This window comes from Bilifractor porci (genome assembly GCF_009696005.1).
GTDB lineage: Bacteria > Bacillota > Clostridia > Lachnospirales > Lachnospiraceae > Bilifractor > Bilifractor porci.
The window spans coordinates 518525-531703 of the sequence record NZ_VUMV01000001.1 but is presented as its reverse complement, the minus strand read 5'-3'; the positions used below and the strand labels follow the sequence as shown (position 1 = coordinate 531703).

The following is a 13179-nucleotide window of genomic DNA, read 5'->3' as shown; positions in this document are numbered from 1 at the left end:
TGCATGAAGATGGACAAAAGATTGAAGAAATGCCTTTAGGGCTTCTGGCAGGCAGACAAGGAGAAACAGAATGAATCTGATGAATCTGGAGCATATCAGCAAAGCATATGTCTCCCGTCCGATTCTGACGGACGTCACGGCGGGAATTGAGGACACCGATAAAATAGGAGTGGTCGGGGTGAACGGAACGGGGAAATCCACCTTTCTGGAAATTGCCTCCGGAACGATGGAGCCGGACAGCGGCCAGGTTATCACCCGCAAGGGCCTGCGGATCTCCTATCTGCCGCAGACACCGGCGTTTGATGCAGACAGAACGGTTCTGGAGAATGCCGTCTCGCGTGTTTCCGGGAAAGCCGATCACTGGGATGTGACGGGGGAGGTACGTGCCAGACTGCTGGAATTCGGGATTGATAATCCGGACATGACACCGGACAAACTTTCCGGCGGCCAGAAAAAACGGGCAGCCCTGGTCTCTGCCATACTTACACCCTGCGATCTTCTGATCCTGGACGAGCCCACCAACCATCTGGACGGAAGAATGATCGAGTGGCTGGAGGATTATCTCCGGAAATGGCGGGGAGCCCTGCTCATGGTCACGCACGACCGCTATTTTCTTGACCGGGTGACGAATCAGATTCTGGAACTGGACAGAGGAAAGGCATACCGCTATCACACCAATTATTCCGGATATCTGGAGCTGAAGGAAGAAAGATTGAACAGTGCTGTCGCCGCGGAGCGCAAAATGGCCGCTCTATACAAAAAAGATCTGGCCTGGATGATGCGGGGCGCAAGAGCGCGGTCCACCAAGCAGAAGGCTCATATCCAGCGCTTTGAAGCCCTGGCGAACCGGGAAAAAATCGTAGAGGAGCGGCAGATCCAGCTGGATTCCCTGTCCGGGCGCATGGGCAATAAAACCATCATTCTGGACGGAATCAGCAAGAGCTATCACGGAAAAACCCTGTTCCGCGACTTTACTTACCTGTTCCGGAAAACAGACAGGGTGGGAATTGTCGGCCCGAACGGCTGCGGAAAATCCACTCTGCTGAAATGTATCATCGGAGCGGTGCAGCCGGATTCCGGAACGGTAGAAATCGGCCAGACCATCAAGATCGGCTATTTCGGACAGGAAAATGAGGCGCTTATTCCGGACGAGCGCGTTATAGACTTCATCCGGGATACGGCGGAATATGTGCAGACCAGCGACGGGCTGGTTACCGCTTCATCCATGTGCGAGCGATTCCTTTTTGACGGGGAGATGCAGTACTCCCTGATCGAAAAGCTTTCGGGAGGGGAAAAGCGCAGACTCGCACTGCTGAAGGTGCTGATGGGGGCGCCCAACGTGCTGATTCTGGATGAGCCGACAAACGATCTGGATATTCAGACCCTTCAGATTCTGGAGGATTATCTGGATCGTTTTGCGGGAATCGTGCTTGTGGTCTCCCATGACCGGTATTTTCTTGACAGGGTCGTTACCCGCATTTTTGCGTTTCAGTCGGACGGGACGCTCTGGCAGAGTGAGGGCGGCTACACGGAATACCGGGAACACTGCGGAGAGACGGGCAGAGACCTGCTGTTCCGGGAGGAAGGAAGAGACAGCTCCGCGCAGGAAAATTCCGCAGGCACAGGGAAAAGCGGCGTGCCGGAAGGCGGAAACGGCAGCGGAAAACAGAACAGGCAAAATAGGGTCAGAAAGAAAAAACTGAGCTTTTCCGACCAGAGGGAATACGAGCATATCGAAGAGGAAATAGAAGAGCTGGAGCAGAAGAGCGCGGAGCTGGAAAAGCAGATGGAGGAAGCAGCAACCGATTACGGCAGACTGGCGGAGATTTCCAGAGAAAAAGAAGAGACAGATGCCAGGCTGGACGAGCGGCTGAACCGGTACATCGAGCTGCAGGAGCTCGTAGAGGAGCTGGAGAAGCAGAATTAGAATCGGAATATTCATTTTTTATGGTATACAGCCGGATTGCTGGAAAGCACAGGAAGGGCTGACGTGTTATACATGACAAGAATTTCTTTACAAGAAATTCGTTTTGTGCATGCTGCACGGCAGCCCTTTCTCTGGTACGTTCATCCGTTTTGAAAATGTTTTCCGGCAGTCTTGTTTTCCGCTGCTGTCTTTACAGAGAATGCCGGAAAAGTGCAGATATTGACATCTGCAGGGACATTGTATTACAGATCAGAAAACCTCCTTTTCCATGTGTGTAAGTTATACAGATTTTAATCATCTTGAAAGATGCACCGACCGGTGCGCAGAGAACGGACGAACGTCCATGTACATCATAACATAGCGGAAGGGTTAAATTCTATCCCAAGGTGGAATTTAGTTTTGCAATTAACTATTACATCACAGATGCAAGTATTCCCTTGACTTTTTTGGAGGCGCTGCCTATAATTGCGTCAGTAAAGCGATGAAGAGAAGAGTAGGCTGTGGAATTCCCAAGAGACAGGTTCGGCTGGTGAAAGAACCCGGACAGATGCAGCTGAAGACCACCTCCGAGCGGCCCCAATACGGCCCGGTGATTCCGTTATCGTCATGAAAAAAGAGGCTGCCGGAATGTCCTTTTATGGACAGGACGAAGCAGCAAGCAGGGTGGAACCGCGGATCAGAGTATTCGTCCCTCACAGACTTTGTTTAGAAGTCTGTGAGGGATTTTTGCATACAGGACGGATTTTCGAAAAAGGCCTGGGAACAGGAAGCTTTTTCTCATTCCGGATCTGGCAGCAGGCAGAAACGGGAAGTGGCGCGGAAGCGGCACAGAGACGTCTCTGCAGCATCTGTCCGCCCCTACAGAAGACTGCATGTTGATCGGGGTTACAGTCTGATTCCGTTCGTGACATGCACATTGCCAACAATGAGGCTGTACGTTGTTCAGGGTTTCAGTTCTGATTCTCCAGAACTGACAGAGAAAGGAGTTCAAATGGAGCGCGAAGAGTATTTACAGGTTTACCGTCATTCCCTTGCCCATATTCTGGCAAAGGCGGTTATTGAGATTTTCGGGAAAGACAAAGTGCAGTATGCGATCGGACCGCAGATTGAAAACGGTCTGTACTATGATTTTGTCCTGCCCAGGACGCTTACCACGGATGATTTCAAGATGATTGAGGACAAGATGCACGAGATCATCAAACGCCGTGAGCCGTGGACAAGAAAGGAAGTTTCCCGTCAGGAGGCGCTGGAGCTTTTTCAGGGACAGAAATTCAAAACAGAGCTGATCCAGGATCTTCCGGAGGACGAGACAATCACCATCTATTACACCGGTGATGATTATGTTGATCTCTGCCGGGGACCTCATGTGGACAATTCCCAGGAACTGATGAATGCTGCCTTTGAAATCCGTTCCGTGTCCGGTGCTTACTGGAGAGGAGACGAGAAGAGAGATCAGCTGCAGAGAATTTATGTCTATGCGTTTCCGGATAAAGCCCAGCTGAAGGAATTCAAGAAGTTCCTGAAAGAAGCTGCTGAGAGAGATCACAAAAAGATCGGACCGCAGCAGGAACTGTTTATGTTTGACGAGACCGCACCGGGCATGCCTTACTGGCTTCCCAGAGGATGGAAGCTGTTTAACGCTCTTCTGGATTTCTGGAGAGGAATCCACGAGAAGCACGGCTATCAGGAAATTTCCGGACCTGTCCTGAGCAATTCCAGGCTGTGGCAGACATCCGGACACTGGGGACACTATAAGCAGAACATGTTTATCATCCCCGGAGTAAAAGAGGATGAGAGCGATTACTACGCCTGCAAGCCGATGAACTGCCCGAACGCCATCCTGGTTTATCAGAACCGTCTGCGTTCCTACAGAGATCTGCCGTTCCGTATCAATCAGGTGGATGTGATTCACAGAAAGGAAAAATCCGGAGAGCTGAACGGGCTGTTCCGTGTGCAGATGTTCCGTCAGGATGACGCTCATATTCTGGTTTCCGAAGAACAGATCGCCGATGAGATCAAAGACATCATGGAAATCGCGACGGAAATCTACGGAACCTTCGGACTGACCTACCGGGCGGAGCTTTCTACCAGACCGGATGATTACATGGGAGACATCAACGTCTGGAACAAGGCAGAGGCCGAGCTGAAGGATATCCTGAATGATGTCTACGGAGAAGGCAACTACGAGGTAAACGAGGGAGACGGAGCCTTCTACGGACCGAAGATTGATCTGAAGATGAAGGACGCTCTCGGAAGGGAGTGGCAGATGGGAACCATTCAGCTGGATTTCCAGCTTCCGCTTAACTTCCATATGAAATACGCGGCACAGGACGGCAGCGTAAAGCAGCCGGTTATGATCCACCGCGCCATCTTCGGATCCATGGAGCGCTTTATCGGAATCCTGATCGAGAACTACAAGGGGGCGTTCCCGTTCTGGCTCAGCCCGTATCAGGTAGGCGTCGTTCCGATCCGCACCGAGCACAACGAGTATGCGGAAAAAGTAGTGTCCGCTCTTCGTGAAGCCAGTGTCCGCACAGAGGTGGATTACGATGACAAGAACATGAACGAGAAGATTAAAACCTTCAAGACATTCCGCGATCCCTATATTGTTGTTGTCGGAGACAAGGAAGCGGCGGAAGGAACGGTATCGATCACCGTGCGCGGACAGAAACAGCAGCTGCACGGGGTTCCGCTGGAAAAACTGGTGGAGATGTGCAGAACCATGAACCGGGAGCACTCCAAAGAGCTGATTGCTTCGGTGGAATAATTTTCCGTACGCCTTGAAAAAGACAGATATTTCCCGTACAATAGAACTGTTATTCAGAAGTCAGAAAAAACTCGTATGGGGGTATAAATATGGCTAAGAGAGTACTGTTGTTTATCATCAGCCTGGTTTTAATTGCCGGGATGGGAACGTTTGTCGGACTGAAGGTTCACAAGATGCAGAATACGCAGGATCAGCTGAACGCGCAGGCACAGGCGGAGGCGCAGCAGGAAGCGGCGGTGACGTCTACACCGACACCCACACCTACAGAGGCTGTAACTTCTGCCTCTTCTGTGACGGAGACACCGACACCCACTCCTACCGAGACACCGACTCCTACACCGGAGGCAGTTGCGGCGGGAATCAGCATCCGCGGGGACAGCTTTGATACAGATGACGCAGACCAATCCATCGGTTATCCGGCCAAGCTGCAGACGATTCTGAAGGATAACGGATATGACTACACGGTGGAGGACAACACCTGGAATATGTCCGGTTCCCTCTCACAGATGGCGCTGGCAGGAGTCAGCGACGAGGATATCCAGAATTTTATCAGCGGACACGCGGATAAGATGGCTGCTCTCGGCGTAGAGGGAAGCGCCACGGAAACGACGGTCAGGGATGATCTGGATCAGTACAAAAAAGACCGCGATGATCTGAACTATATTCCGGTTATCTGCATCGGCTATTACGGCGGCTGGGGCTACGATGTATCGGAGCTGGTAGAGCAGGAAAAGAAGATCCTTGCAACCTACACCAACCAGGATAAGTATATTATCTGCGGGTTCTATCCGGACAGCAGCGTTGTTTCCATCAATACCGATGATTATGACAATGCGCAGATTTCCGCTTTCGGTGATCACTACATCAACCTCTCGCTCCATATTGATGAGGCAGCTTATTCCGAGGCCGGACATGAGCAGATGGCACAGGCTATTTATCAGAAACTGTCCGATCTGGGATATCTGGATGCCAACGCGACTGCACCGGCAGAAAGCTCTTCCGATACGACACAGAGCACAGAAGGGCAGACTGCCACAGAAAATACAGATGCCACAGCAGCCTGATCCGGCTGAAGATTCTTTGCCGGTGACAGGGAAAATATTAAGAAATTTTTTGCAGGCGGTCATCTGTTTGGCGCACAGAAATCAGATTGTTGTTAAAGCATAAGCCCCGGTTTTCCGGGGCTTTTTTTCAGCGTTTGACAAGTAAAAAGTCATGTGCTAATATACTCATGTTGTCTCTCCGGACAATGTAATGCTATGCGTCTGTAGCTCAGCGGATAGAGCAACGGTTTCCGGTACCGTGTGGCGGGGGTTCGATTCCCTCCAGACGCGCTTCTAACCTTATGGGAATTTTACTCAGTCGGATGAATCCTATTCACCCGGCTTTTCTTATATAATGGCAGCCATTATAACAGCCGCAATAATAATAGAACAATAATAACGGCTGCAATAATAACGAAACAATCATAACGGTAACAATAATTACAGCAGTTATAATAACAGCAGCTATAATGGCTTCAGGGAGGGATTGCTTTGCGGATCAACAAATACCTTAGCTCCTGCGGGGTCTGCTCCCGGAGAATGGCGGACAGTCTGGCCGCAGGGGGAAGAGTCCGGATAAACGGCAGCCCTGCGGAGCCGGGCAGCCGGGTGGAGGCAGGGGATGTTGTTACGGTGGACGGGACGGTAGTTTCCCTGCCGGAGACAAAGACCTATCTGAAATTCTATAAACCAACAGGTGTTGTCTGCACTTTCGAGAAGAAGGAGAAAAACAACCTGACCGGTTTCCTGCCTGACCGGAAAAGAGTAACTTATGCCGGCAGGCTGGATAAAAATTCAGAGGGGCTGCTGATTTTAACGGATGACGGAGACCTGATCCAAAACATGATGGCGGCCAGAAATGCCCATGAGAAGGAATACGAGGTGACTGTCGGCAGTCCGGTTACGGATGAATTCCTGGAACAGATGAGGAATGGCGTTTATCTTCCGGAACTGAAAATAAAAACACGGCCGTGCCGGGCATGGAAAACAGGGGAACGGAAGTTCCGGATTGTCTTAACACAGGGTTTAAACCGTCAAATTCGGAGAATGTGCGGCGCACTGGGCTTTCGTGTGGTAGAATTAAAACGTTTCCGCGTGGTAAATGTGCTGCTGGGGGATCTGCAGCCGGGCGAAAGCTGTCCACTGACAGGGAAGGAACTGGAAACATTGCTTCGGATAACCGGTCGGCAGCAGGACAGCACCGCAAATTCAGCGGAGAAGTAGAATACCGGAGAATGAAAGTTGAAAAAGTAATAGCTGATTGGAAAACCATGACAGAACCGAAAAGAAGCAGCGGCATAGGAATACCTGAGGATACCTGACGCGGAAAGCAGGAGAGAACTTTGGAAGATAAGAAAAAAAGAATGCGGGAGCTTGTGGACACCCTGAACCAGGCGGCAAAGGCATATTATGCCGAGGACAGGGAGATCATGAGCAATTATGAATATGATGCCCTCTATGATGAGCTTCTCGGTCTGGAAAAGGAAACAGGAATGGTTCTTGCCAATTCGCCGACCCACCGGGTCGGGTATGAGGCGGTGGATTCTCTGCCCAAGGAGAGACATGAATCGCCCATGCTCTCCCTGGACAAGACCAAGGACGTGGAGCAGCTGCGGAGCTTCATCGGCAGGCACCGGACACTTCTGTCCTGGAAAATGGACGGGCTGACCATTGTTCTGACTTACCGGAACGGAGTCCTGGAGAAAGCCGTAACCCGTGGAAACGGCATCATCGGCGAGGTGGTTACCAATAACGCGAGAACCTTTGTCAATCTTCCCCTTCAGATTCCGTACCAGGGAGAGCTGATCATTCGCGGAGAGGCGATTATCAATTATCCGGATTTTGAAAAGATCAACGAGGAAATTGATGATGTAGACGCAAAATACAAAAATCCCCGCAACCTCTGCAGCGGTTCCGTGCGGCAGCTGAATAACAAAGTGACCGCACAGAGGCATGTGTATCTGTACGCGTTCTCCCTGGTACGCGCCATTCCGGAACCGGATTTCAAAAATTCCAGAGAACAGCAGTTCCTCTGGCTGCAGAAACAGGGCTTTACCACAGTGGAGTGGAGAGCTGTAACAGCAGACACGCTGGACGATGCGATGCACTATTTTTCCACGCAGGTGGCGGAAAATGAATTCCCTTCTGACGGCCTTGTCGCCCTGTATGATGATATCGCCTACGGGGACAGCCTCGGCACTACGGCGAAATATCCCCGGAATGCCTATGCATTCAAGTGGGCGGACGAAAAAAGAACGACCCATCTGCTGGAGGTAGAGTGGAGCCCTTCCCGCACCGGACTGCTGAATCCGGTGGCGGTCTTTGAACCGGTGGAGCTGGAGGGAACCACCGTTACCCGCGCCAGCGTGCATAACGTGAGCATCGTAAAGGAACTGCAGCTCGGGATCGGAGACGAGCTGGAGGTCTACAAGGCCAACATGATCATCCCCCAGATTGCGGAAAACCTGACCAGAAGCGGGACACTTCCCATTCCGGACAAGTGCCCGGTCTGCGGAGGACATGCGGAAATCCGCGCGGTAAACGAGGCGCAGTCCCTTTACTGTGAAAATCCGGACTGCCCGGCAAAAGCCATGAAGTCCTATACGCTGTTTGTCAGCCGGGATGCGCTGAACATCGAGGGACTTTCAGAGGCGACCCTGGAAAAATTCATGGCGCACGGGCTGATTCATTCTTTCGTGGATATTTTTCATCTGGATCAGCATAAAAATGTCATTGTGGCCATGGACGGTTTTGGCCTGAAGTCCTATGAAAATCTGCAGGCCAGCGTGGAGAAGGCAAAGCATACCACGCTTTCCCGCTTTTTGTACGGCTGCGGCATTCCGAACATAGGGCTTGCCACGGCAAAGTTAATCTGCCGTGCCTTTCAGGAGGACCCGGACAAGGTGCGGAACGCAGATGTGGAAGAGCTCAGCGCCATCGACGGGATCGGAACGGTAATCGCAGAGGGCTATGTGCAGTGGTGGACAGAGCCCCGGCATAGAGAAATGTTTGACAGCGTGCTGCGCGAGCTGGAACTGACCCGTGAATACGATCAGCAGACCGAAAACCGTCTGCAGGGAAAAGTATTCGTGATAACCGGCAGCCTGGAGCATTTTTCCAACCGGAACGCCCTGAAGGAATTCATTGAAAAACAGGGAGGAAAGGTGACGGGAAGCGTAAGCTCCAAAACAGACTATCTGATTAACAATGATGTACAGTCCACATCCGCAAAAAACAAAAAGGCCAGAGAGCTGGGAATCCCCATTCTGTCCGAAGAGGATTTCCTGAGATTGATGGAAAAACCGGCCTCCGGTATAACGGAAGAGTATTCCGGAATACCGAAGAAAGATGAAATATAGCAGAAACACGAAACGCAGCAAACAGCTATCATTGAAACGAGGTGTATCGAAATGCCAATCCGAGTACAGAACGACCTTCCGGTGAAAGGAATTCTGGAGGAAGAAAATATTTTTGTCATGGACGAGAGGAGAGCACTGTCCCAGGACATCCGCCCTCTGCAGATCCTGATTCTGAATCTGATGCCGCTGAAGGAGGATACAGAACTCCAGATTCTCCGGCTTCTTTCCAATTCACCGCTGCAGCTGGACATTACATTCATGATGGTAAAAACCCATCATGTAAAAAACGGCTCCATCAGCCATCTGAACAAGTTTTATCAATGCTTTGAGGAAATAAAAGAAAACTACTACGACGGCATGATCATCACAGGCGCGCCCATAGAGATGATGGAGTTTGAAGAAGTGGATTACTGGGATGAACTGAAGCAGATTTTCAGCTGGACAGAAAAGCATGTCACCTCCACTATGTTCCAGTGCTGGGGCGCCCAGGCTGCTCTGTACTATTTTTACGGCATTCAGAAGCATGTTCTTTCGGAAAAGCTGTCCGGCCTTTACTGGCACAGGGTTCTGAACAGAAAAATCCCGCTGGTCCGCGGCTTTGATGATATCTTTCTCTGCCCGCATTCCAGACATACCGACGTGGCACTCGAGGATTTAAGAAAAAATCCGGAGATTACCGTATTGGCAGAGTCGGACGAAGCAGGCTTCTTCCTGGCAATGGCGGATAACGGGCGGAAGGTGTTCGTACAGGGGCATCCGGAATATGACCGCATGACGCTGGACAAGGAATACCACAGGGATGTGGACAAGGGAATGGAGAATGTCATGATCCCCAGAAACTATTATCCGGGAAATGATCCCTCCCAAAAACCCCTGCTTACCTGGAGAGCCACATCCACCAACCTGTATTTCAACTGGCTGAACTTCTACGTCTACCAGGTAACACCGTACAACCTGTACGGAATCCCGGAAAAAAACTGAAGGCAGAGGGTGCGGATGCAGAAAGTGAGGGATTCTGTTTTGCTGTTCCGGACAGAAACGCTGACGGAAATATGGGAAAAAGCCTGAAAAATCGAGCCAAAATGCTCTTAACTTTGTACACAATAATTTGTATACCAGACTTGAATCCGCGAGAACGACTGCCTATAACTGATTATTACAAGCGGTGCGGGATCCATTCCTGCATCGCTTTTCTTTCTGCTTTCTTCATCCTGAGATGCATCAGACTTTATTTGATCATGTTCAATTTAACAAAGTCTGTTGAGCGGTATTTCCTTTATGCCTTGACTATTCCTATTAAATAGGGGATGTTAAAACTAGTGAAGAGGCAAACCAGACAAAGGAAGAACGGGAAAACCAGACGGTTATAAATTTTCTTTTGGAGAAGTCTGTCATCGCAACGGAGGCGGAAATAATGAGCGAGATATACGAAAGTATCATGCGTGGTCTTCAAGAAGTGGCTGATGATGCTGCCGGAAGGAAGAAACTGCCAAGAAAAACAGTCACAGTGGCTCCTGGGATGGATTGCAAGGTTTCGAGGGCAATAGGGAGGCGAAGCGCGGGCAGCGGGTGCATGAAATGATGTTGTTTTCCAGAATTATAAGTCTGTTGATAGGATATTTGTGTGGGTGTGTGCTTACCGCCGAGATCGTGACGCGTCGGCTGACCGGAAAGCCGTGTAAGAAGCTGGGAACAACCGGAAATCCGGGAATGGCAAATGTAATGGCACATCTGGGCTTTAGGCCGGGCATCCTTGTCCTGGCGGGCGATCTGGCTAAAACTGTGGTTGCGGTATTGGTGTCTTTGCTTCTATTTCATAAGGCAGGACATGTTATTATATACTATGTGGCACTTGGTACAACGCTGGGGCACAACTATCCATTCTGGCAGCATTTTCATGGCGGTAAAGGTGTTGCAACCTCCTGCGCAGGCTATTTCCTCTGCAGCCCTGCAGCCGGGCTTCTTTCGATGATTGCGGGAATGCTTGTGGTATTTGCAACCGGATATCTGGGGCTGGGGGCAATTATTATTGCCGCGGCATTTGTTCCGTTTTCCTTTGGAATATACGGGGCAGAAGCGGGTATCATCGCTGTGATTTTTGCGGTACTGATGCTCCTGAAACACCTGCCGTCGGTTCTTGGCATCTCCAAAGGGACAACGGAAAAAGTGGATGTACTTGGTGCGATAAGAAGAAAAATGAGCCGAAACGGAGATCATCGGAACAATGGATGAGCTGCATCACGAACCAAGAAGAAGCGATATCGTCTCCCGGATTCTTTTTTCGGATATGCAGCATGTTGTCCGTAAACAGAGGACCTGCAATATGGCATTTATAGACATCGACCTCGCTCCAAAAGAGTTCCTGCCCACATATCAATAAGAGCTTTGCAGGATGATTGCCACAAAGTTTGTAATTATCATCCACAGCCACAAGTCCATAGCTTTTTCTGATCTCATGAAATCCTTTGGTCAGTCGTATGTAATACTCCAGCGGCGGCATCGGCTGGAAATTTCCAAAACAGGCATTTTTGAAACGCAGTGAGGATCAGCTTCTGTGCCCTGGCCAGAGCCACTGCTTCCATGGGAGTCCCCTTTGAAGTGACTTTTCCGTAAAAAGAAGGGTGCGGCAAAGGTAAAGGAAGAGAAGAAACTGCGGGATTTCGAGGTGGAGGTAAAACACCGGAAACTCCATGGGCAGCTTTCGTTTCTGGCGGAGGATACAGAGAATGGGAAGTATGTTTTTCTCCTGAATCTCACCAATTTTACTGTTGCCATGCCGGAGGCGGCGTCAGAGCCGTAAGCAGAGCGGTCGGCACACGGGTGACGGTTCAGCAGCAAGCGTAAAAAGAACTCCGGAATTCTCATATGAAAGAATTCCGGAGCTCTTTCTCAGCAAGCGACGGGAATCGAACCCGCCTCCCGAGCTTGGGAAGCTCGTGTTCTACCGATGAACTACGCCTGCACAACGAAGTTAGTTTAACATAAATTCATCTTCCGCGCAAGGGCGCGAAGGCAAATTTATGAATTGAAATTGAAAAAATCCGATACCGTCTTTTTTATCTCCGTCATTTTCTTCGCGGGCACAGGCAGACTGCGTCCGTCCAGCAGAATGGCGTCCCGCTCGGAAAACCGGGCAATCTTACTCATGTTCACAATATTAATCCGGCTGATTTTCAGAAAGACGGGGCTCAGCTTCGGCAGGAATTCCTTCAGCTGCATTCTTGTCCGAATGGTGGAATCCGCCAGGTAGATTTCGGTATATTTGTCATCGGATTCCAGATAGTAGATTTCGCTTTCGCTGATAAAGTGCATCACGTGGACGGTGTCGGTGATCACCAGCTGCCGCGGGGTCAGCTTTTCCCTCACCTGGTGCCGGATATAGTTCTTAATATAAGCGCTCATCTTGGAGGGAAAATGCTCGCCTTCGGTGACCATCCATTCCCCGATCGGGCTGGAATTGGAAAGATGCACCAGAGAGAGCTGCTCCCCGCTCAGCCGCCAGATAGCCACACACCGCTGCTCCCCGGCGATTGCGTGCTCGGCATTGTCCCGGCTCATGACATAGTAGGAGCCGATGACCGTGCAGATACAGCCGTTATTTTGGGCAAGCAGATAGCGCTGGTTGGAAAGATAGCAGGGCGGAAGGTCAAGCAGGACCTTCTCGATATCCGCCCGGAATTTTTCAAAGCCGATATCAAACTGCTCCTTCTGCGCCCCGATCCAGGTGATGTCCGGACTGGCAACGGCGAAAACCGGTTCCGGGTTTCCGCTGTAAAAAGCTTCCATAAATTCCGAAGTCAAGTGAACGGTTTTCTCTGCTATCTGCCTTCTCATTGCACCGCCTCCTTCTTCTTAATCCCTATTATAGCAAAATAGACAGAAAATAAAACATAAAAATAAACACTTGTTCGAGAATGAGCGAAAAATAACGAAATAAATGTTAATAGTAAGACAAAGATTCTTTTTGACCTTTTATGTTGACACAATGTAAATTTTCTAGAAATTCACACCCGGTTTTCGGTCATTCACGCCAAAATGTTGTTTGGGATATTGCCTGTAATTTATAATGTATTCAAAGTAGTA

General features: G+C 50.2%; 10 protein-coding genes, 2 tRNA genes and 1 other annotated feature. Of the genes, 10 read left to right on the top strand and 2 right to left on the bottom strand.

Going from position 1 to position 13179, the window contains the following annotated elements:
- Positions 1-70: 70 nt before the first annotated feature.
- The 10 genes from FYJ60_RS02420 to FYJ60_RS12715 all read left to right on the top strand — a co-directional run bounded on the left by FYJ60_RS02420 (position 71) and on the right by FYJ60_RS12715 (position 11896).
- On the top strand, positions 71-1927 hold the full coding sequence (locus FYJ60_RS02420; RefSeq protein ID WP_154456976.1) for an ABC-F family ATP-binding cassette domain-containing protein: 1857 nt from the start codon (positions 71-73) through the stop codon (positions 1925-1927).
- 472 nt (positions 1928-2399) lie between these two features.
- Positions 2400-2623, top strand: a binding site (T-box leader).
- 295 nt (positions 2624-2918) lie between these two features.
- Entirely contained in the window at positions 2919-4694 is a 1776-nt protein-coding gene (thrS, locus tag FYJ60_RS02415) for a threonine--tRNA ligase (RefSeq protein ID WP_235903288.1), read from the top strand.
- An 89-nt stretch (positions 4695-4783) separates the two neighbouring features.
- Complete coding sequence (locus FYJ60_RS12430; RefSeq protein ID WP_205838929.1) at positions 4784-5758, top strand: hypothetical protein; 975 nt, start codon at positions 4784-4786, stop codon at positions 5756-5758.
- Between the two features lie 197 nt (positions 5759-5955).
- A tRNA-Arg gene (locus tag FYJ60_RS02405) sits at positions 5956-6028 on the top strand.
- A gap of 201 nt (positions 6029-6229) precedes the next feature.
- Positions 6230-6961, top strand: coding sequence for a pseudouridine synthase (locus FYJ60_RS02400; protein ID WP_205838928.1), 732 nt, complete (start codon positions 6230-6232; stop codon positions 6959-6961).
- A 119-nt stretch (positions 6962-7080) separates the two neighbouring features.
- Positions 7081-9096, top strand: coding sequence for an NAD-dependent DNA ligase LigA (ligA, locus tag FYJ60_RS02395; protein WP_154456974.1), 2016 nt, complete (start codon positions 7081-7083; stop codon positions 9094-9096).
- A 51-nt stretch (positions 9097-9147) separates the two neighbouring features.
- Positions 9148-10077, top strand: coding sequence for a homoserine O-succinyltransferase (locus FYJ60_RS02390; RefSeq protein WP_154456973.1), 930 nt, complete (start codon positions 9148-9150; stop codon positions 10075-10077).
- A gap of 433 nt (positions 10078-10510) precedes the next feature.
- Complete coding sequence (locus FYJ60_RS02385; RefSeq protein ID WP_154456972.1) at positions 10511-10678, top strand: hypothetical protein; 168 nt, start codon at positions 10511-10513, stop codon at positions 10676-10678.
- Positions 10679-10704: 26 nt separating this feature from the next.
- Positions 10705-11328, top strand: coding sequence for a glycerol-3-phosphate acyltransferase (locus FYJ60_RS02380; protein ID WP_205838927.1), 624 nt, complete (start codon positions 10705-10707; stop codon positions 11326-11328).
- Positions 11329-11761: 433 nt separating this feature from the next.
- Positions 11762-11896: a hypothetical protein gene (locus tag FYJ60_RS12715; protein WP_272818866.1), complete on the top strand. Its 135-nt coding sequence runs from the start codon at positions 11762-11764 to the stop codon at positions 11894-11896.
- A 91-nt stretch (positions 11897-11987) separates the two neighbouring features.
- Here the strand turns inward: FYJ60_RS12715 and FYJ60_RS02375 are convergent.
- Together FYJ60_RS02375 and FYJ60_RS02370 are read right to left on the bottom strand one after the other, a co-directional pair.
- Positions 11988-12058, bottom strand: a tRNA-Gly gene (locus tag FYJ60_RS02375).
- Positions 12059-12114: 56 nt separating this feature from the next.
- Positions 12115-12930, bottom strand: coding sequence for a LytR/AlgR family response regulator transcription factor (locus tag FYJ60_RS02370; RefSeq protein ID WP_154456970.1), 816 nt, complete (start codon positions 12928-12930; stop codon positions 12115-12117).
- Between the last annotated feature and the right edge of the window lie 249 nt (positions 12931-13179).